General features: G+C 66.7%; 25 protein-coding genes. 7 read left to right on the top strand and 18 right to left on the bottom strand.

Going from position 1 to position 17,883, the window contains the following annotated elements; translation table 11 throughout:
* Positions 1-123: 123 nt before the first annotated feature.
* The 9 genes from ASG11_RS00460 to hisB form a co-directional block, all read right to left on the bottom strand.
* Complete coding sequence (locus tag ASG11_RS00460) at positions 124-1,695, bottom strand: amino acid permease (RefSeq protein WP_055773935.1); 1,572 nt, start codon at positions 1,693-1,695, stop codon at positions 124-126.
* 238 nt (positions 1,696-1,933) lie between these two features.
* A complete protein-coding gene (locus ASG11_RS00455; RefSeq protein WP_055773932.1) occupies positions 1,934-2,314 on the bottom strand; it encodes a histidine triad nucleotide-binding protein in 381 nt (126 codons plus the stop codon).
* A 111-nt stretch (positions 2,315-2,425) separates the two neighbouring features.
* The gene (locus ASG11_RS00450) at positions 2,426-2,746 is read right to left on the bottom strand and encodes a phosphoribosyl-ATP diphosphatase (RefSeq protein WP_055773931.1); all 321 of its coding nucleotides are present in this window, start codon (positions 2,744-2,746) and stop codon (positions 2,426-2,428) included.
* Positions 2,747-2,777: 31 nt separating this feature from the next.
* Positions 2,778-2,978, bottom strand: coding sequence for a hypothetical protein (locus ASG11_RS00445; protein ID WP_055773930.1), 201 nt, complete (start codon positions 2,976-2,978; stop codon positions 2,778-2,780).
* Between the two features lie 139 nt (positions 2,979-3,117).
* The gene (gene hisF, locus ASG11_RS00440) at positions 3,118-3,888 is read right to left on the bottom strand and encodes an imidazole glycerol phosphate synthase subunit HisF (protein WP_055773928.1); all 771 of its coding nucleotides are present in this window, start codon (positions 3,886-3,888) and stop codon (positions 3,118-3,120) included.
* An 80-nt stretch (positions 3,889-3,968) separates the two neighbouring features.
* The gene (gene hisA, locus ASG11_RS00435) at positions 3,969-4,706 is read right to left on the bottom strand and encodes a 1-(5-phosphoribosyl)-5-[(5-phosphoribosylamino)methylideneamino]imidazole-4-carboxamide isomerase (RefSeq protein WP_055773926.1); all 738 of its coding nucleotides are present in this window, start codon (positions 4,704-4,706) and stop codon (positions 3,969-3,971) included.
* Entirely contained in the window at positions 4,694-5,293 is a 600-nt protein-coding gene (gene hisH, locus ASG11_RS00430) for an imidazole glycerol phosphate synthase subunit HisH (protein WP_055773924.1), read from the bottom strand. Before hisH ends, hisA begins: the two co-directional genes overlap by 13 nt.
* Positions 5,290-5,595, bottom strand: coding sequence for a YciI family protein (locus ASG11_RS00425; protein ID WP_055773922.1), 306 nt, complete (start codon positions 5,593-5,595; stop codon positions 5,290-5,292). Before ASG11_RS00425 ends, hisH begins: the two co-directional genes overlap by 4 nt.
* A 1-nt stretch (position 5,596) precedes the next feature.
* Positions 5,597-6,184 carry an imidazoleglycerol-phosphate dehydratase HisB gene (hisB, locus tag ASG11_RS00420; protein WP_055773920.1) on the bottom strand — a complete coding sequence of 196 codons (588 nt, stop codon included), beginning with the start codon at positions 6,182-6,184 and terminating at the stop codon, positions 5,597-5,599.
* A gap of 86 nt (positions 6,185-6,270) precedes the next feature.
* Here hisB and ASG11_RS00415 point away from each other — a divergent pair, with 86 nt between their 5' ends.
* The 5 genes from ASG11_RS00415 to gmk all read left to right on the top strand — a co-directional run bounded on the left by ASG11_RS00415 (position 6,271) and on the right by gmk (position 9,615).
* Positions 6,271-6,753: an SspB family protein gene (locus ASG11_RS00415; RefSeq protein WP_055773918.1), complete on the top strand. Its 483-nt coding sequence runs from the start codon at positions 6,271-6,273 to the stop codon at positions 6,751-6,753.
* A gap of 109 nt (positions 6,754-6,862) precedes the next feature.
* Positions 6,863-8,251 (top strand): class II fumarate hydratase, encoded by a 1,389-nt coding sequence (gene fumC, locus ASG11_RS00410; protein WP_055773916.1) that lies wholly within the window; start codon positions 6,863-6,865, stop codon positions 8,249-8,251.
* Between the two features lie 196 nt (positions 8,252-8,447).
* Positions 8,448-8,669, top strand: coding sequence for a hypothetical protein (locus tag ASG11_RS00405; RefSeq protein WP_055773914.1), 222 nt, complete (start codon positions 8,448-8,450; stop codon positions 8,667-8,669).
* Positions 8,666-8,866 (top strand): hypothetical protein, encoded by a 201-nt coding sequence (locus ASG11_RS00400; RefSeq protein WP_055773912.1) that lies wholly within the window; start codon positions 8,666-8,668, stop codon positions 8,864-8,866. Before ASG11_RS00405 ends, ASG11_RS00400 begins: the two co-directional genes overlap by 4 nt.
* 86 nt (positions 8,867-8,952) lie before the next feature.
* Positions 8,953-9,615 carry a guanylate kinase gene (gmk, locus tag ASG11_RS00395; protein ID WP_055773911.1) on the top strand — a complete coding sequence of 221 codons (663 nt, stop codon included), beginning with the start codon at positions 8,953-8,955 and terminating at the stop codon, positions 9,613-9,615.
* Positions 9,616-9,702: 87 nt separating this feature from the next.
* Here the strand turns inward: gmk and ASG11_RS00390 are convergent, their stop codons facing one another.
* The 7 genes from ASG11_RS00390 to ASG11_RS00360 form a co-directional block, all read right to left on the bottom strand.
* Positions 9,703-10,443, bottom strand: coding sequence for a class I SAM-dependent methyltransferase (locus tag ASG11_RS00390; RefSeq protein WP_236697331.1), 741 nt, complete (start codon positions 10,441-10,443; stop codon positions 9,703-9,705).
* Positions 10,444-10,447: 4 nt separating this feature from the next.
* Positions 10,448-11,131, bottom strand: coding sequence for an ATP12 family chaperone protein (locus ASG11_RS00385; RefSeq protein ID WP_055773909.1), 684 nt, complete (start codon positions 11,129-11,131; stop codon positions 10,448-10,450).
* A gap of 6 nt (positions 11,132-11,137) precedes the next feature.
* On the bottom strand, positions 11,138-11,359 hold the full coding sequence (locus ASG11_RS00380) for a hypothetical protein (protein WP_055773906.1): 222 nt from the start codon (positions 11,357-11,359) through the stop codon (positions 11,138-11,140).
* A gap of 183 nt (positions 11,360-11,542) precedes the next feature.
* Entirely contained in the window at positions 11,543-12,199 is a 657-nt protein-coding gene (locus ASG11_RS00375; RefSeq protein ID WP_055773904.1) for an HAD-IA family hydrolase, read from the bottom strand.
* A 64-nt stretch (positions 12,200-12,263) separates the two neighbouring features.
* Entirely contained in the window at positions 12,264-13,463 is a 1,200-nt protein-coding gene (locus ASG11_RS00370; RefSeq protein WP_055773902.1) for an RluA family pseudouridine synthase, read from the bottom strand.
* Complete coding sequence (gene crcB, locus ASG11_RS00365; protein WP_055773901.1) at positions 13,460-13,837, bottom strand: fluoride efflux transporter CrcB; 378 nt, start codon at positions 13,835-13,837, stop codon at positions 13,460-13,462. The genes ASG11_RS00370 and crcB overlap by 4 nt, the downstream gene beginning before the upstream one ends.
* 180 nt (positions 13,838-14,017) lie before the next feature.
* A complete protein-coding gene (locus ASG11_RS00360) occupies positions 14,018-14,788 on the bottom strand; it encodes a hypothetical protein (protein WP_055773898.1) in 771 nt (256 codons plus the stop codon).
* Positions 14,789-15,147: 359 nt separating this feature from the next.
* On the opposite strand from ASG11_RS00360, the gene ASG11_RS00355 reads away from it, so the two are divergent.
* A complete protein-coding gene (locus tag ASG11_RS00355; protein ID WP_055773897.1) occupies positions 15,148-15,369 on the top strand; it encodes a hypothetical protein in 222 nt (73 codons plus the stop codon).
* 65 nt (positions 15,370-15,434) lie between these two features.
* Here the strand turns inward: ASG11_RS00355 and ASG11_RS00350 are convergent, their stop codons facing one another.
* Both ASG11_RS00350 and ASG11_RS00345 read right to left on the bottom strand, forming a co-directional pair.
* Positions 15,435-16,031: a glycine zipper 2TM domain-containing protein gene (locus ASG11_RS00350; RefSeq protein ID WP_055773895.1), complete on the bottom strand. Its 597-nt coding sequence runs from the start codon at positions 16,029-16,031 to the stop codon at positions 15,435-15,437.
* 104 nt (positions 16,032-16,135) lie between these two features.
* A complete protein-coding gene (locus ASG11_RS00345; protein WP_055779920.1) occupies positions 16,136-16,564 on the bottom strand; it encodes an OsmC family protein in 429 nt (142 codons plus the stop codon).
* Between the two features lie 669 nt (positions 16,565-17,233).
* On the opposite strand from ASG11_RS00345, the gene ASG11_RS00340 reads away from it, so the two are divergent.
* Complete coding sequence (locus ASG11_RS00340; RefSeq protein ID WP_055773893.1) at positions 17,234-17,878, top strand: trimeric intracellular cation channel family protein; 645 nt, start codon at positions 17,234-17,236, stop codon at positions 17,876-17,878.
* Positions 17,879-17,883: the final 5 nt, after the last annotated feature.

The following is a 17,883-nucleotide window of genomic DNA, read 5'->3' as shown; positions in this document are numbered from 1 at the left end:
CCGGATGCGGGGCAGGCGATTGCCGATTGCGCAGCGGCCCCGGCCTTCGCCGGGGTGACGACATAAAGAAGGGGCCGGGAATCACTTCCCGGCCCCTTCTTCATTCGCAACGCCCGCCTTGGATCAGTGCTTCACCGGCGCGACATATTCGCCCATCTCCGGGCCATCTTCCTCGTCCAGCCCCTTGGCCAGCCGGCTGTGGCGCATGCCGTAGGCGAAATACAACACGATCGCCCCCAGCGTGTACCAGCCGAAGAACACCAGCACGCGATACTCGACCGTGAAGATCAGCGCGATACAGGCGACGATGCCGAGGCCCGGCAGGACCGGGAACAGCGGCACCTTGAACCCGCGCGGGATCTCCGGATGCGTCTTGCGCAGCCAGATGACCGACAGGCAGACGATCGCGAACGCCGCCAGCGTGCCGACCGAGGTCATGTCGCCCAAAGTGTTGATGTCGAAGAACGCCGCCGCCACCGCGGTGATCAGGCCGACCAGGATCGTGTTGACCCACGGCGTCTTGAACTTCTGATGGACGGTGGCGAACACGCGCGGCAGCAGGCCGTCGCGCGCCATCGTGTAGAAGATGCGCGTCTGGCCGTACATCAGCACCAATACGACGGAGGTCAGGCCGACGATCGCGCCGGCCTTCACCAGCTTGGCGAACCACGCCCATTGCGGCCCCAGCGCATCGACCGCGACGGCGACGGGATCCGGCACGTTCAGCGTCTTGTAGTTGACGATCAGCGTCATCACGATCGACACGAGGATGTAGATCACCGTGCAGGCCGCTAGCGACCCGAGCAGACCGATCGGCATGTCCTTCTTCGGATCCTTGGCTTCCTGCCCGGCGGTCGAGACCGCCTCGAACCCGATATAGGCGAAGAACACGATCGACGCGGCGCGCAGGATGCCGCCCCAGCCGAACTTGCCGTCCTCACCGGTCGCCGCCGGGATGAACGGGTCCCAGTTGGACTTCAGCGTATCGAAATGCGCGATCACGAAACCGCCGCAGATCAGGATGAAGGCGATGATCACCGTCAGCTTCACAGCGACGATGAAGTTGTTGACCTTCGCGCTCTCCGACACGCCGACCACCAGCAGGGCGGTCATCGCCATGCAGATCAGGAAGGCGGGCAGGTTGAACAGGTATGTCACCGGCGCGCCGTTGACGAGTACGGGGACCAGATCGTTGCCCGCCGCCTGCATCACGCTGTGCCCGGTCGGACCGGTCAGCTCGACCGGGATGACGAGGCCGAAATCCCTGAGCAGGCTGACGACATAGCCTGCCCAGCCGACCGCGACGACCGATGCGGCCAGCCCGTATTCGAGCAGCAGCAGCGCGCCCATGATCCACGCGGCGAATTCGCCGATCGTGGTGTAGCTGTAGGTATAGGCCGATCCGGACACCGGCAGGGTCGAGGACAGTTCGGCGTAGCACAGGCCGGCCAAGCCGCAGACGATGCCGGCGATGACGAACGAGATCAGCACGGCCGGGCCGGCATGCAGCGACGCCGCGCTGCCGGTGCGGACGAAGATGCCCGCGCCGATGATGCAGCCGATGCCGAGGAACACCAGGTTCCACGCGCCCAAAGTACGCTTGAGTTCGCTCTTCTCCGTCTCGCGCTGCACCTGCTCCACCGTCTTGCGGAGCAACATGCGCGAGAGGATACCCGTCGTGGGCTGTGTCGCCATTATCGCTTGTCCCCTTCGCCGCCCCGACCCCGAGGCGGCATCCTAATTATGGCGCGGAGCCTAATGACAAATCGAAGACGTGCAATCCCTTATCGGCGGGCCGCTGTAGGCTGGGCCGGTGCGCCGGCACCTCCTTATCCACCCGTTCGTTTCGAGCGAAGTCGAGAAACCGCCATACGTGTCCGGTCGCGGTTTCTCGACTGCGCTCGAAACGAACGGAGTGAAAAACCCTGATCCGCTAGCGCTTGACCAGCATCGGGCCCAGCGGTTGCCCGGCCAGGATATGGACGTGGAGGTGCGCCACTTCCTGGCCCGATTGCCGCCCGGTGTTGGCGAGCAGGCGGTATCCCGGCACGACCAGCCCGGCATCGCGCGCCACCTTGCCGACCGCGCGGATGAAGCCGGCGATCTCCGCCTCGGATGCCCTGGCCGAGAAATCGTCCCACGAGACATAGGCGCCGCGCGGGATCACCAGGATGTGGATCGGCGCCTGCGCGTTGATGTCGTGGAACGCGACCGCCCATTCGTCCTCGTAAACGCGCTGCGACGGGATCTCTCCGCGCAGGATCTTCGCGAAGATGTTCTGGTCGTCATACGGCTTGGTGGCGTCGATCGGCATTAGTCCCCCTGCCGCTTGCGGGAGGGGTTAGGGGAGGGCCTGTCCCATTGTCCCGACGCGGCGATCATTTACATGCCCTCCCCCGACCCCTCCCGCAAGCGGGAGGGGAGATTAAGATTGCCGCCCCGCCTTTTCGTCGATCCCCGACACGCCTTCGCGCCGCGCGATCTCGGCGCGCACGTCGTCCAGGCCGAGATCCGCATCGGCGAGCAACACGAGCAGGTGAAAGACGAGGTCCGCCGCTTCCTTGGTCAGTTCGGCGCGATCGTCGCTGACGGCGGCGATCACGGTTTCCACCGCCTCCTCGCCCAATTTCTGCGCGATCTTGGCGCGCCCGCGCGCGAACAGCTTGGCGGTGTAGGACGTCGCCGGGTCGGCCCCGCGCCGGTCGCGGATCGTCGCTTCGAGCGTCGTCAGGATATCGTCGGCCATGCGCCTTCGCTGGCGCAAGGGGTCGGGAAGGTCAATGCCGGGGTCTGTCTGGGCGCGTTTTCGCGAAGCGCCGGCGCATCGCCCGCCGCACGATCCACACCCCGGCCGCCGCCATCACGAACAAGGCGATATCCGACAATTCCGGCATGCTGCGCGTGTGGATCACCCCGCTATGCGGCGTAGCGGCCAGCGCGGTGGGGAGGGTGAGCAGGGGGAGGAGCAGCGCGCGCATCGGAAGAGAATAGCGCGTTGCCGTTAATTTCCCGTCATCCTGAACTCGTTTCAGGATCCAGGCGCGGTCATCCGCCAAACCGACATGGTCGTTGGATCCGGTGACCGCGCCTGGATGCTGAACAAGTTCAGCATGACGATTATTGCGAAACCGGCCGGCGCACCGGCACCCCGGCCGCCGCCAGCGCGGCATGCGCATCGGCGATGCTCGCTTCGCCGAAATGGAAGATGCTCGCCGCCAGCACCGCGCTGGCGTGCCCGTCGATCACGCCGGCGACCAGATCGCCCAAGCCCCCGACCCCGCCCGACGCGACCACCGGCACCGCGACCCGGTCGGCGATCGTGCGGATCAGGTCGAGGTCGTATCCGCCGCGCGTCCCGTCCCGGTCCATCGACGTTACCAGCAATTCGCCCGCCCCCAGCCGTACGAGGTTCAGCGCGTGCTCGACCGCATCGATCCCCGTCGCGCGCCGCCCGCCATGCGTGAACACTTCCCAGCCGCCGGCGGTGCGTCGCGCATCGACCGAGGCGACGCAGCACTGGCTGCCGAAGCGATCGGCGATCTCAGCCACCAGTTCCGGCCGAGCGACCGCGGCGGAATTCACCGCCACCTTGTCCGCGCCGGCCAGCAGCAGCGCGCGCGCATCGTCCGCGCTGCGCACCCCGCCGCCGACCGTCACCGGCATGAAGCACACCTCCGCCGTCCGACGCACGACGTCCAGGATCGTGCCGCGCGCCTCGTGGCTGGCGGTGATGTCGAGGAAGCACAATTCGTCCGCCCCCGCCGCGTCATAGGCGCGCGCCTGCTCGACGGGATCGCCGGCGTCCTTCAGATCGACGAAGTTCACGCCCTTCACGACGCGCCCGTTCGCCACGTCGAGACAGGGGATGACGCGGGCCCGGACGGTCAAATCCCCCTCCCGCTTGCGGAAGGGGCTGGGGGAGGGGAATATGGCAGGCTGCTCATTGCGCGAGCCATGAGGGGGGTAGATCACGCCGCCGCCGCCACGCTCAATGCCGCCGCCAGATCCAGCCGACCGTCATACAATGCCCGCCCGGTGATCACGCCCTCGACGCCGTCATGGGCATGCAGCGCCAATACGTGGATCTCGCCGATCCCCTTCACGCCGCCGCTCGCGATCACCGGGATCCGCACGCTGCGCGCCAGATCCACCGTCGCCTCGACGTTGCACCCCTTGAGCATCCCGTCCCGGCCGACATCGGTGAACAACAGGCTGGCGACCCCCGCATCCTCGAAGCGCCGCGCCATGTCGATCACTTCGACGCTCGAGACATCGGCCCAGCCGCGCGTCGCGACCATGCCGTCCTTTGCGTCCACCGCGACGACGATCCCGCCGGGGAAATCCTTCGCCGCCGCGCGCACCAGCTCCGGATGCTCCAGCGCCGCCGTGCCGATCACCACGCGTGACACGCCGAGATCGAACCACCGCTCGATCCCCGCCCGGTCGCGGATCCCGCCGCCCAGCTGCACATGGCCCGGAAACTGCGCGACGATGCTCGCCACCGCCTCGCCGTTCACCGATTTGCCCGCGAACGCCCCGTCGAGATCGACGACGTGCAGATACTCCGCGCCTTGGCCCGCGAAGAGCATCGCCTGCGCCGCCGGATCGTCGCCATAGACGGTCGCGCGGTCCATATCGCCCTCGGCCAGCCGCACGACCTGCCCGCCCTTCAGGTCGATGGCGGGAAACACGATCAGGGACGCCATGCGAGAAACCTTTCCAGCAGCGCGAGGCCGTAGCGCTGGCTCTTTTCGGGGTGGAACTGCACGCCGATCATGGTGTCGCGCCCGATCGCGGCGGTGATTTCGCCGTCATGATCGGTCGTCGCTATGACATCCTCTCCGCGATACGCATAAGAGTGCAGGAAATACGCTTCTCCCTGCAGTATCAGAGGGTTATCGGATGTTGGAACAACGTCGTTCCACCCCATGTGCGGCACCTTCGCCAACTTCCGATCCAGCAGCGCCACCGTACCCTTCATCCAGCCGAGCCCGGCGTGAACGCCATGCTCCTCGCCCGTCTCGGCCATTAATTGCATGCCGACACAGATGCCGAGGAACGGCGCGCCGTCCCCCCGCACGCGCGACTCCAGCGCCTCGATCATCCCCGGCACCACGCGCAATGCGGCGGCGCAGGCACCGAACGCGCCCACGCCGGGCAGCACGATCCGGTCGGCCTTCGCCACCACATCCGCGTCGGCGGTGATGGCAATGCCGCTCGCCCCCGCCGCGCGCAGGGCGTTGTGGACCGAATGGAGATTGCCCGCGCCGTAATCGATCAGCGCGATATTCATGCCAGCAGCGCGGAAAATCCGTCCGCCGCCATGCTTGCGGTGAAGGCGATCACCTCAGCCGTCGCGGCCCCGCTCGCCACGAACGGATCGGTGGCGACGAGAGCCTCGGCCTCGGCCTTGGCACCGCGGCACAGGATCACCCCGCCGATGCGCGGGGTCCGCCGCCCGGAAGCGAGGAACAGCCCGGCATCATAGCCCTGTTCCAGCCACGCGACATGCGCCTTCATGCGGGCATCGATCTGATCGAGCGGCACGACATAGGTTAGCACGATCGCGCACAGGGGGGCGTCGGGCCGCTCCATTCTACAACACGCCTTTGGTGCTGGGGATCGCGTCGGCCTTGCGCGGATCGATCTCCACCGCCGTGCGCAGCGCCCGCGCGAGGCCCTTGAACGCGGCCTCGGCGATATGGTGGTTGTTCTGCCCGTACAGCGTCTCGATGTGCAGCGTCACGCCGGCGGTCTGTGCGAACGAATGGAAGAAATGCTCGAACATCTCGGTGTCCATCTCGCCCAGTTTCTTCTGCGAGAATTCGGTCTTCCACACCAGATACGGCCGCCCGGAAATGTCGATCGCGACGCGGGTCAGCGTCTCGTCCATCGGCGACAGCGCGTCGGCGTAGCGGCGGATGCCGCGCTTCTCGCCCAGCGCCCTGGCCACGCATTCGCCGATCGCCAGCCCGGTATCCTCGACCGTGTGGTGCTGGTCGATATGCAGGTCGCCCACCGTCTTCACGCTCAGGTCGATCAACCCGTGGCGGGAAAGCTGTTCGAGCATGTGATCGAAGAAGCCGATCCCGGTCGAAACCTCGTAGATCCCGGTCCCGTCCAGATTGACGGTCACGTCGATGCTGGTCTCGCTGGTGCGGCGGCTGATGGAGGCGATGCGCATGTCCGCGCCTCCATAGCGGCTCGTTCGGCCAGCGCAATTGAGATGGCAATCTTGACCCGCTCCCCAATCCCGCTACCCAAGGGGCCATGAGCGATGGAATGCCCGACAGCCTGATTCCCTATGACGAGATCGTCCAGGAAGCGTTGCGCGCCGTGGTCGGCCGCGTGCTCGGATCGGTCGCGGAAAACGGCGGCCTGCCCGGCGACCATCATTTCTACATCACCTTCAAGACCCAGGCACCCGGCGTCGACATCCCGCAGCGCCTGATCGAGCGGTTTCCGGACGAGATGACCATCGTGATGCAGAATCGCTATTGGGATCTGGTCGTCGACAACGAGCGCTTCTCGATCGGCCTCAGCTTCAACCAGGTGCCCTCGAAGCTGGTGATTCCCTATTCGTCCGTCACCGGCTTCCACGATCCGAGCGTGAATTTCGAACTCCGCTTCCAGGCGCAGGAAGGCCCGGACGGCCCCGATCCGCACGACGAAGCCGAGAATGACGGCCCGACCGCGGTACCGGTCGAGGACGGATCGAACGTCGTGGCGGTGGATTTCAAAAGAAAGAAGTAAAGGGGCTTTGCCCTCACCCCGTTCGTGCTGAGCTTGTCGAAGCACCGTTCTTCCTTACCTAGGTGAGACGGAACGGCCCGTCGACAGGCTCAGGGCGAACGGAGGTTTTGTGTCCCAGGAAACCCGCATCGAAACCGACTCGTTCGGCCCGATAGACGTCCCCGCCCAGGCCTATTGGGCCGCGCAGACCCAGCGCTCGATCGAGAACTTCCCATTCGGCGCGCACGAACGCATGCCGATCGCCATCGTCCACGCGCTCGCGCTCGTGAAACAGGCCGCCGCCCGCGTGAACCGCCGCCACGGCCTCGACGGAAATCTCGCCGATGCGATCGAGACCGCCGCCGCCGAAGTCGCGTCGGGCACGCTCGACGATCATTTCCCGCTGGTCATCTGGCAGACCGGCAGCGGTACGCAGAGCAACATGAACGTCAACGAGGTGATCGCCGGTCGCGCCAACGAGATCCTCACCGGCAAGCGCGGCGGAAAATCGCCCGTCCACCCCAACGATCACGTCAATATGAGCCAGTCGTCCAACGACAGCTTCCCGACCGCGCTCCATGTCGCCGCCGCGCTCGCCGCCTCCCGCCGCCTCGTCCCCGCGCTGGAAACGCTGGAGGCCAGCCTGCTCGCCAAGGTGCAGGCGTGGGGCGATATCGTGAAGATCGGCCGCACGCACCTGCAGGACGCGACGCCGCTGACGCTGGGGCAGGAATTTTCCGGCTATTACGCGCAGATCCGCCTCGCCCGCACGCGCCTGCTGCCACTGATCGAACATGGCCTGAGCAGGCTCGCACAGGGCGGCACGGCGGTAGGCACCGGCCTCAACGCGCCGGACGGGTTCGCCGAGGATTTCGCCGCCGCCGTCTCCGATCTCGCCGGTTTCCGGTTCTTGACCGCGCCCAACAAGTTCGAGGCGCTGGCCAGCCACGACACTCTCGTCGATTTCTCCGGCCGGCTGAACGGCCTCGCCGTCTCGCTCACGAAAATCGCCAACGACATCCGCCTGCTCGGCAGCGGCCCGCGCTCCGGCATCGGCGAACTGCATCTGCCGGAGAACGAGCCTGGCAGTTCGATCATGCCGGGCAAGGTCAACCCCACGCAGTGCGAGATGCTGACGATGGTCGCCGCGCAGGTGATCGGCAATCACACCGCCGTCACCGTCGGCGGGATGCAGGGGCATCTCGAACTCAACGTGTTCAAACCGCTGATCGGCGCGGCGGTGCTCCGCTCGATCGATCTGCTGTCCGTCGGCATGGAGAGTTTCGCGGAACGCTGCGTCGACGGCCTCGAACCGGATCGCGCGCGCATCGCCGATCTCGTCGCGCGCTCGCTGATGCTGGTGACTGCGCTCGCGCCCGAAATCGGCTACGACAACGCCGCCAAGATCGCCAAGCACGCGCATGCCGAAGGGCTGACGTTGAAGGAATCCGGGCTGGCACTCGGGCTGGTCGATGAAGCGACGTTCGATCGGTTGGTCCGCCCGGAAGACATGACCTGATCCTCCCCGGCACGGGGAGGTGGCAGTCGCAAGCCTCTTCAGGCTGGTGGTGGAGGGGGCTCTCCCCAAACGCTCCGTTGCCGGCCTACCCCTCCGTCACGCTGCGCGTGCCACCTCCCCGTGCCGGGGAGGAGCAAGCAACGGAACTCCACACCGCCTCGCGCGCTATGCTCCCGCAAGCGGAGGACGTCATATCATGGGTGCAACGACCATAGGCGCGCTGATTGGCGGCGCGATCGATTCGATGAGTGGCGACGACGGTGCGGCGGACGGCGCGATCAAGGGCGCGATCGTTGCCAATGTGCTGAAGGTGACGCTGCCTTTGGTCGTCACCTATGCGGTCGGCTGGGCCGTGCTGCGCGGCGCGACCGAACTCAAGGCCAAGGTGTTTGGCGGAATTCAGGGAGAGAAGGCATGATTCGTGGTATTCTTGGAGCACTTATCGGCGGCGAGATTGATCGTCGCGACGGCAATGGCGGGCTGAAGGGTGCCGCGATCGGTATGATCGCGAGCCGGCTGATCCCCCGTCTCGGGCCGTTCGGTCTGGCACTCGGCGGCGCTTATGTCGCGAAAAAGGCTTATGATCGTCACCGTGCGGCGAAGACGCCGATCTGACTCCAGGCAGTCCGCGACGTGGTTTTGTTGGCGGGCAGGGGCGTGCATGGGTTGACGCGCGCCCCATCACGCCGCCACTAGCGCCCATGCCGGATTCCGCAAAACCGATCGACCAGGAAGATCCCCACGGCTTCAAGCGCCGTGGCGTGCTCTTCGTGCTGTCTTCGCCCTCGGGCGCGGGCAAATCGACCATCGCACGCAAGCTGCTCGCGGCCGAACCCGAACTCAGCATGTCGGTGTCCTATACTACGCGCCCGCCGCGTCCGGGCGAGGTCGATGGCAAGGACTATCATTTCGTCGATCTCGAAACTTTTCGCGAGATGGTGGCGAACCACGAATTCCTCGAATGGGCGCACGTCTTCAACCATCGCTACGGCACGCCCAAGGCGCAGGTTTGGAACGTTCTGGAACAGGGCAAGGATATCCTGTTCGACATCGATTGGCAGGGCGCGCAGCAATTGCACCAGCTCGCTGGTGGCGACGTGGTCCGCGTGTTCATCCTGCCGCCCTCGATGCCGATCCTGCGCGACCGCCTGGAAAAGCGCGCGACCGATTCGATGGATGTGATCAACGCCCGGATGGATCGCGCCGCGAACGAGGTCAGCCATTGGGACGGCTATGATTACGTCATGGTCAACGACGACGTCGAGGAATGCTTCGGCAACGTGAAGACGATCCTCGCGGCGGAACGGATCAAGCGTTCGCGCCAGACCGGCATCATCGGTTTCATCCGCAAACTGCTGCGTTGAACCTGCAACCCCGTTCGGGCTGAACCGGTCGAAGCCCAAGCGCCGCGCATGCCCTTCGCCAAGCTCAGGGCGAACGGAGGCGGGGCATTATCCAGCGCCCTTCCGCCACTCCATGATCAGGAACCACGGCACGCGCCGATACCGCGCGACCTGCTTCTCGTCCCCGCCGATCGGCGCCGGTTCCGCGAAATGCGTCAATGTCAGGCCCCGCTCGAGCAGAAGCCCCATATAGGTCGATAACGGCCGGTGCCAGTTCTGGATGCGGATGCCGCGCCAGCTCGCCCAATCGACCCGTTCGTCGAGATAATGGTCGATCGAATAGCGCACCCGCCCGCTGAAATCGGTTTCCCATCCGCCCGGCATGCCTGCGGTGTTGAAGCTGTTGAGATTGGCGATCAGCAGCGTGCCTCCCGGCCGCAGCACGCGCGCCATTTCCGCGATCGCCGTTGCCACATCGGGAATGTCGATCAGCGACAGGTAGCTGACGACCAGATCGAACGACGCATCGGGGAAATCCAGCGCCTCCGCCCTGCCGACGCGATAGTCGCCGCCGGGATGCCGCCCGCGCGCATGCTCGATCAGCGCCGGGACCGGATCGATCCCCGTCGTCGCGATCCCTTCCTTTGCCAGCATCCGGCAGAACCGCCCCTCGCCGCAGCCGACGTCCAGCGCGGTGCCGAAACCCCGCCCGCGTACCCGTGCCAGCATCGGCGGATCGAGCACGAAGCGGCGCCCGAAATCCCCGGCATCGCCCATGTCGGCGATCCACGCCTGCGCCGATTCGGCCCAGCCGTTCGACCGGTACGGGCTGCGATGCGGACCGGCCACGATCTCAGGCCAGCAGGTCGAGGAAGCGCGCCCCGGCGAAGAAATCGCGCCGCCGCGATTCGAGCGCGGCGATCGACACTTCGTCGCGGCCCCATTGCTCGGTCTGCCAATCCTCGTCCGCCTCGACCGCGCGCCACACCTCGTCCGCGCTCGCCGCCCGCTCGACCAGGGCGAGCGCCGCGATCAGCGAGCCGCCGATCGTCACGATCGGGGACAGGCCCGCCAGTTCCCAGGCCGATCGCGCCGCCATCGCCTCACCCAGGCGCGCGGTCGTCGCCTGCGGCTGGCGCGTGTGCATGATGCCGTGGACGATCTCGAAATGCACGTCGTAGCGCATCCTGGCCCAGGCGAGCAGCGGATCCCATAATTGCGCCTGGCGCTCTACCAGAGCCTCCGGTTCTGGCGCGCGATAGCATAGCAGGTCGCTCTCCCCGAACGTCGCCAGGCTGGCGGCGAAGGCGGGGACGTCCGGCGCGATGCGGTCGATCGCGGCGTTGGACAGGCCGGTCATCGGCATCGCACGCGGATCGATCTCGCCCTCGACCGCGCGCCATTCGTCCGCCACCGCCTCGGCCAGGGCCGGGAAGGGCAGGGCCAGCGGCACGCGTCCGGGCGTGCGCACGGGTTTGCCGTCCAGCGCCACGACGCCCGCGGCATCGACCGACACGTCCGTCCAGAATCGCTTCATCGTCGCTTACCCTTGCGGCGGCGTGCGCCAGCGCCGCGCCAGCGCCGCCGGCACTACCGCCATCACGATCATCGCCGAGATGACGATCGCGGTGCCCAACACCTTCTGCTCCCACATCACCCCGCGCGAGAGCAGCACCAGCCCGAACACCGCCCCGGCGGCGGCCACGATGCGGCTGGCGACGATCGCATAATAACGGTTGCGGGCGAGGGCGTCGGGGTCGGTCATGGTGTTGCCTTACAATGGCGGTGGGCAAGAGCGAAGTGTGGAAACGCCTCGGATACACTCTCGTCGTCCTGAACACGTTTCAGGATCCATGCGCGGCCAGTTACCAAAAAGACAATGTCCGTAAGGCGGATGACCGCGCCTAGATCCTGAAACAAGTTCAGGATGACGGTATATTTGGTCCGCCTATCCCCGCATCAGCCCCGGCAGATCGGCGACACGCTCCGCCACGGCGTGCGCACCGCAGGCGATCAGTTCCGCGGCCGGATGATAGCCCCATGCCACGCCCAGCGCGCGCGTGCCGGCGTTGCGGCCCATCAGCATGTCGTAGCTCGTGTCGCCGATCATCACCGTGGTCTCGGGCGTGGCACCGGCCTCGGCCATCGCCAGTGCGATCATCGACGGATGCGGCTTGGACGGGTGGCGATCGGCGGTCTGCAGCGTGACGAAGCGCTGCCGGATGCCGTGCAGGTCGAGCACATGCGCGAGGCCGCGATCCGACTTGCCCGTCGCCACGCCCAGCACCCAGCCATCCGCTTCGATCGCATCCAGCGCGGCGATCATGCCCTCGAACAGCGGCTCGTCCGCCAGCGCCCCGGTCGCGCGCATGCGCTGGAAGGCCAGCTTGTAATCCTCGGCCATCGCGCGGTGCTGCGCGTCGCCGGCCGCCGGCAGCAACCCGCGCATCGCCTCGACCAGGCTGAGGCCGACGATGCGCCGGATCGCCGCGCGCTCCGGAATCGCCACGCCGTGCAGCGCGAACGCCTCCTCGACCGCGGCACAGATGTTCGCCTGGCTGTCGACCAACGTGCCGTCGCAATCGAACAGGGCCAGCTTGTTCACGGGAATGTCCGCATCAGATGCGCGATGGGGTGCATCGCTTACACCTCGGTGAAGGATGGAGAGGTCACGTCCTCGGCGCGTGCTTCTTGGGCCCGGGCTTCTTCGCGCCGAGCGGCTTCGGTCCGGGCTTTTTCGCCCCCGGTTTCTTGGCGCCAGCCCCCGGACGCGTCGTCGCCGCATCGCTGCCGCGGTTGCGGCGCTCGCCCTTGCGCTCCTTGCGCACGGTCTTGGCGTGCTGCTTGGCCTGCTGCTTCTTCACCGCCTTGCTCGGCGGCGGCGGGGTTTCGAGCGGCATCGTATTGCCTAGCATCTCGTCGAACCCGAGCTGTTTCAGACTCTCGGCGAAATGCGGCGGCAGTTCGGCCTGGACGTCGATCTCGCCGCCGTCGGGGTGATCGACGCGAATGCGGCGCGAATGCAGGTGCATCTTGCGGCTGATATTGCCGGTCAGGAACGCGGCCTGCCCGCCATATTTGCCGTCGCCGACGATCGGGTGGCCGATCGCGGCCAGGTGCACGCGCAACTGGTGCGTGCGCCCGGTATAGGGGATCAGTTCGAGCCAGGCGGTGGTCGTGCCAGCCATCTCGATCACGCGGTATCGCGTCCGCGCGGGCGATCCTTCCTTCTCGTCGACATGCATCTTCTCGCCGCCGCTGCCGGGCTGCTTGGCGATTGGCAGTTCGATCGTGCCGTCCTCGATCGACGGCACGCCGACGACGAGCGCCCAATAGGTCTTGCGCGCGGTGCGCGAGGAGAAGGTCTTGGCGAAGTACGCCGCCGCGCGCGTGGTGCGCGCGATCAGCAATGCGCCGCTCGTATCCTTATCCAGACGGTGGACCAGCTTCGGCCGGCTCTCGCCGTCGAATTCCAGCCCGTCGAGCAGCCCGTCGACATGCTCGGTCGTCTTGGTCCCGCCTTGCGTGGCGAGGCCGGGCGGCTTGTTGATCACGATCGCCTGCGCGTCGCGGTGGATCACCATCTCGCGGATGTACGCATTCTGCTCGTCGGAAAGTTCGACGCGCTCCTTCTTCTTCGGCGCATCCTCGCGCACCGCCTCGGCCGGGGGCACGCGGATCAACTGGCCGACGGTCACGCGGTCGCCCGGAGTGGCGCGCGCACCATCGACCCGCAGCTGCCCGGTGCGTGCCCACATCGCCACGCTGGTGAAGCTGGTGTCGGGCAGGTTGCGCTTGAACCAGCGATCGAGCCGGATGCCGTCGTCATCGGCCCCGACCTTGAAGGTGCGGACGTCCTGGTCGCTCATGCTGCAATTCTCGTAAGGGTAAGGCCGGCGAACAAGGCGGCGCACGATCCGATGACCGAGGCCAGTACATAGACGCCTGCGGTGCCGATGTCGCCGCGCTCGATCATCGATACCGTGTCGAGCGAGAAGGCGGAGAAGGTGGTGAAGCCGCCAAGCACCCCGACCGCGAGAAGCAGTCGCCATTGCTCGCCCGACCCGGCGGCGCGCGCCAGCGTGCCGACCAATGCGCCCATCAGGAACCCGCCGATCAGATTGACCGCCAGCGTGCCCCAGGGGTAATCGGGGCCAAGCAGCGCAAACATCGCGCGCCCGGTCAAATACCGCGCACCCGAACCGACCGCGCCGCCGGCCATGACAAGGAAGAGGGAATACATGCCGCCCGCGTTAGCGCGGATGGGGCCAGATTAGAACCGTTCGTTGATCCTGGTCTGCCTCAGCCCAAAACCCCGTTCGTCCTGAGCCTGTCGAAGGACTGCTTTCTTCTCAGCGGTCGAACAAAGTGCAGCGCTTCGACAAAGTCAGCACGGACGGGAATCGAGACCAACCTCCTGTTCTCAAATCCCCCGGTTCGCCACGATATCAACGTCCGTGCCGCCATCGCCCCGGCTGGTCAGGAACACCGCGAACGCGCCGTCGTCGCGCTTGCGCGTGCCGCCCAGCACATGTTCGCCGCCATCGGCCTGATGCTCGGCCGAATAGCCCGCGTTCGAGGCGCGGGTATAATAATAATCCAGCACCTTCTGCAGCGGTGCCGAACTGGCGAAGCTCACCGCGCGGATCGCGCAGCCGCCGGAATCGTTGCCCGCCGCTTCGGTGACACGCGCGTCGGGATACAGCGGCAGGTCGCGCGGCAGGCGCTGCGCCCAGTGCGTCGAATAGCGCAGGCTGGCCGCGCAGGGCCCGCCGCCTTTCTGGCGCGATGCCAGCGCGCCGAGCGTCAGCGATTCGCGCGCCGCGGCGCAGCTCGGGCAGTCGCCCTTGGCCGCCGGTGTGGATTTCAACGTCTCGCTGGTCGCCGCACCCGTCGTCGCGCTCGCGGTCTTGCCCGATGCGGCGATGCCGTCGGCCGGCAACGCGCCCGAATAGGGTCGGGCCGGCGGACGCACCGCATCGGTGTTCGCCTGCGCCGCCAGCGCGGGATCGACCATGATCTGGTCCTGCAGCGCCGCCATCATCGCCGGATCGCGCGTGTTGCCGCTGGCATTGCCGTCGGTCAGTTCCGCATCCAGCGTATCGAGGTTGCGCTCCGGCGTGGCACCGCCACACGCGGCCAGCGCCACGGGCAGGATCAGAGCGGCAAGGCTCCGGCGCGGCAGACGAACCATTACAAAACTCCCGTACATGACCGGAAGCCATGCCGCACACGGGTTAAGATAGCGTTGGCGGCGTAGTTCCCGTCCGCCCCAACTCGCCGTCATCCCGGACCTGTTCCGGGGTCCACCAGGCGGCTTTCGACACCAATAGTGAATTGAACGCTGAGTCCGAGGCACGGTCGACCCCGGAACAAGTCCAAGGTGACGGCATGTCGAGAGCAAAATGCACTCCAACTGCTGAATGTCGATCGGCCCTTGGAAGAAGCGCGATCCTCGCCTTGGCGAGGATGACGGGAATGCTATCGAAAGGCCCCCCGACCGCCGACACTTCGCCCCTTGCACACCGAAAGTGTAGCGCATATGTAATACACATGCTGAACATCCTCTCGATCCTCGTCGGTCTTGTCGCGCTGATTTTCGCGATCCCAGGCCTCATCCCGCTGCTCGGCTGGCTCAACTGGCTGGCCGTGTTCATCGGCGTCATCGGTCTCGCCATCGGTGCGCTGTCGAGCCACAATTCCGGCCGCAACCTCAACATCGCGGTGCTGATCGTCGCCGCGATCCGCCTGTCGCTCGGCGGCGGCTTCTTCTGATCCCAAATGAAAAGGCCCCGGCGATGTGCTCGCCGGGGCCTTCGTTTGCCTGTAGGGCTAGACCCTTAGCGGCAGGTCACGTTGCCACGATCGATCGACGTTCCCAACGCCGCGCCCGCGCCAGCACCGAGCAACGTGCCGAGCGTGCTCGAACGACCGTTCGACAGTAGGTTGCCGAGCAGTCCGCCGGCGACACCGCCTACGATCAGGCCGGTCGTACCGTCGCTGCGGCGGCAATAATATTGCCCGTTCCCGCCGCGATAGATGCGGTCGTTTCGGCCCAGACGACGCGGCTGGTAATATCGGCCGTCGCGATAATAGCGGTCGGCATAATAGGTGCGCTGCCCGCCTTCGAAGCGGTTGTAGTCGTAGTTGCGATACTGTCGCCAATCGCGATTGTCCTGGCGGGCATTGCGGATGTCGCCGCGACGGTCCTGCCGCGCATCGCGTACGTTGTCGCGATAATCCTCGCGTGCGTTGCGCACGTCGCGCGGCGAATCCGCCCGGCGCACGTCGCGGCGGTAATCGCGCTTCGCATCGCGGACTTCGTCGCGATACTCGCGATTGGCGCCCTGCACGGTCTGCGCGGCGGCGGGTGCGGCCAGCGGAATGGCGGGCAGGATCGTCGCCGCGATGGCCGCGGCAAACAGGGTGATGCGCATCGTCTCTCTCACTTCTTCCTGGGGATTGGGTGATGGCAGAACCATCGGGCGATGCCGGGGGTTGCGTGAACCGCAAACTACCGCCCGTTCACGCGCCCGACAGGTCAGCCGTTCAGCGTATGTGTCAGCGAGACTTCCGCGTTCAGCACCTTCGACACCGGGCAATTGGCCTTGGCATCGGCGGCGATGTCGGCGAATTGGTCGGCGTCGACCCCCGGCACGCTCGCCTTCAGGTCGAGTTCGGATTTGGTGATGACGAACCCGCCATCCTTCTGGTCGAGCGTGATCTTGGCGCTCGTCTCCAGCGTGCCGTCGCTATAGCCGGCCTTGGCCAGCGCGAAGCTCAGCGCCATCGTGAAGCAGCTGGCGTGCGCCGCCGCGATCAGTTCCTCCGGGTTGGTGCCCGGCTCGTTCTCGAAGCGGGTGCCGAAGCCGTAGGGGCTGTCGTTCAGCACACCCGACTGGGTCGAGACACGGCCCTTGCCGTCTTTGCCCAGGCCATCGTAGCGGGCGGAACCCGTGCGCGTCGTCATCATGTGTCTCCTTCGGTGTGGGCGGGTAACGCGAGGCCGGGGCGGTTGGTTCAAACCGCGCCGTCTCGGGGGCGAGGCCGGGCTTCAAGTTCTCCACGATATCCACGTTATCCACAGGCGCGCCGCACTGATTCACCGTTGGTGCGACTCGCATTCGGTGACACCATCCATGGGTAGCCGGCAGACGGGAATTGCAGGAAACTGCGAGGAACATCAGCAGGTTACGCCGAGATGAGGGCTGGTGGCCGCAAGGCAAACCGCCCGCGTGGAGGCAAGCGCTCCTCGTGTCCCCGCGGACAAGGATGAGCGTCGGTTTGCGGACGGGCCGGTCGGCGCGGTGGTTTCCTCGGAAAACGCCGAACCACGGGTACCGGAGCAGGCCAAGGCGATGGAAGGCGGTTTCGGTCGCATTCCCTTGCCGGCCGCCGGGGATCCGGGGTTGCCGACGCGTCGCAAGGCGCGTCGCCCCCGCCCCCGACGACCGAACCGCTCTGCCGGACGCCGCGTCGCGGTAAAGGGAGAGCGTGCCGCCCGGGCGACCGAACCGGCCATCCATCCCCCTGAAGGATGGACGGCGCGGACGGGAACCGGGGCGACAGAGGGGTCGGCAGCGATGCCGGCCCCTTTTTGCGTAGGCGGGCCGGACGATATCCCGCTAGACCCGGCGTCATGATCCCCGTCGCGCACGTCATCCCCGAATTCGCCCCCTGGCTCGACATGGCCGGCCTCGCCGTGTTCGCCGCATCGGGCGGGCTTGCCGCGGCCAAGCGCGGGCAGACGATGGTCACGCTCGCTTTCTTCGCGCTGATCACCGGGGTCGGTGGCGGCACGGTGCGCGATCTGTTGATCGGCGCGCCGGTGTTCTGGATCCACGACAGCCGCCCGGCGGCGGTCTGCCTGATCGTGGCGTTCGCGATCTGGGCAACGCCGGAACGCTGGTGGAAGGGTGCGGCGCTCGACTGGTTCGATGCGGTCGGCCTCGCCGCGTATGCCGTGTTCGGCGCGGCCAAGGCCTTGGGCTACGGCATCCCGCCCGTTCCGGCCTTCGTGATGGGCGTGGTCACGGCCTGCGTCGGCGGCATCATCCGCGACGTGCTCGCCGGCGAACCCTCGATCCTGATGCGCCCGGAACTGTACGTCACCGCCGGCGCGCTGGCCTCCGCGCTGTACGTCACGCTGTTCCTGCTCGGTGCACCGGGCGCGGTGGCGGCGGGGGTGGCGGCGACCGCCGGCTTCGCGCTCAGGGCGGCGGCGATCCACTACCGCCTCGCGCTTCCGGCCTATCGCGGGCGGCGGTCGGGCACCGATCGTTAACCGCG

This window comes from Sphingomonas sp. Leaf357, assembly GCF_001423845.1.
GTDB lineage: Bacteria > Pseudomonadota > Alphaproteobacteria > Sphingomonadales > Sphingomonadaceae > Sphingomonas.
This window is presented reverse-complemented; position numbering and strand designations above follow the sequence as displayed.

Excerpts from the sequence above, each read along its gene's own strand:
- ASG11_RS00460 (WP_055773935.1), bottom strand. The coding sequence starts at position 1,695 with ATGGCGACACAGCCCACGACGGGTATCCTCTCGCGCATGTTGCTCCGC.
- ASG11_RS00455 (WP_055773932.1), bottom strand. The coding sequence starts at position 2,314 with ATGCCGATCGACGCCACCAAGCCGTATGACGACCAGAACATCTTCGCG.
- ASG11_RS00450 (WP_055773931.1), bottom strand. The coding sequence starts at position 2,746 with ATGGCCGACGATATCCTGACGACGCTCGAAGCGACGATCCGCGACCGG.
- ASG11_RS00445 (WP_055773930.1), bottom strand. The coding sequence starts at position 2,978 with ATGCGCGCGCTGCTCCTCCCCCTGCTCACCCTCCCCACCGCGCTGGCC.
- hisA (WP_055773926.1), bottom strand. The coding sequence starts at position 4,706 with ATGGCGTCCCTGATCGTGTTTCCCGCCATCGACCTGAAGGGCGGGCAG.
- hisH (WP_055773924.1), bottom strand. The coding sequence starts at position 5,293 with ATGAATATCGCGCTGATCGATTACGGCGCGGGCAATCTCCATTCGGTC.
- ASG11_RS00425 (WP_055773922.1), bottom strand. The coding sequence starts at position 5,595 with ATGGAGCGGCCCGACGCCCCCCTGTGCGCGATCGTGCTAACCTATGTC.
- hisB (WP_055773920.1), bottom strand. The coding sequence starts at position 6,184 with ATGCGCATCGCCTCCATCAGCCGCCGCACCAGCGAGACCAGCATCGAC.
- ASG11_RS00415 (WP_055773918.1), top strand. The coding sequence starts at position 6,271 with ATGAGCGATGGAATGCCCGACAGCCTGATTCCCTATGACGAGATCGTC.
- ASG11_RS00405 (WP_055773914.1), top strand. The coding sequence starts at position 8,448 with ATGGGTGCAACGACCATAGGCGCGCTGATTGGCGGCGCGATCGATTCG.
- ASG11_RS00400 (WP_055773912.1), top strand. The coding sequence starts at position 8,666 with ATGATTCGTGGTATTCTTGGAGCACTTATCGGCGGCGAGATTGATCGT.
- gmk (WP_055773911.1), top strand. The coding sequence starts at position 8,953 with ATGCCGGATTCCGCAAAACCGATCGACCAGGAAGATCCCCACGGCTTC.
- ASG11_RS00385 (WP_055773909.1), bottom strand. The coding sequence starts at position 11,131 with ATGAAGCGATTCTGGACGGACGTGTCGGTCGATGCCGCGGGCGTCGTG.
- ASG11_RS00380 (WP_055773906.1), bottom strand. The coding sequence starts at position 11,359 with ATGACCGACCCCGACGCCCTCGCCCGCAACCGTTATTATGCGATCGTC.
- ASG11_RS00370 (WP_055773902.1), bottom strand. The coding sequence starts at position 13,463 with ATGAGCGACCAGGACGTCCGCACCTTCAAGGTCGGGGCCGATGACGAC.
- crcB (WP_055773901.1), bottom strand. The coding sequence starts at position 13,837 with ATGTATTCCCTCTTCCTTGTCATGGCCGGCGGCGCGGTCGGTTCGGGT.
- ASG11_RS00360 (WP_055773898.1), bottom strand. The coding sequence starts at position 14,788 with ATGGTTCGTCTGCCGCGCCGGAGCCTTGCCGCTCTGATCCTGCCCGTG.
- ASG11_RS00355 (WP_055773897.1), top strand. The coding sequence starts at position 15,148 with ATGCTGAACATCCTCTCGATCCTCGTCGGTCTTGTCGCGCTGATTTTC.
- ASG11_RS00350 (WP_055773895.1), bottom strand. The coding sequence starts at position 16,031 with ATGCGCATCACCCTGTTTGCCGCGGCCATCGCGGCGACGATCCTGCCC.
- ASG11_RS00345 (WP_055779920.1), bottom strand. The coding sequence starts at position 16,564 with ATGACGACGCGCACGGGTTCCGCCCGCTACGATGGCCTGGGCAAAGAC.
- ASG11_RS00340 (WP_055773893.1), top strand. The coding sequence starts at position 17,234 with ATGATCCCCGTCGCGCACGTCATCCCCGAATTCGCCCCCTGGCTCGAC.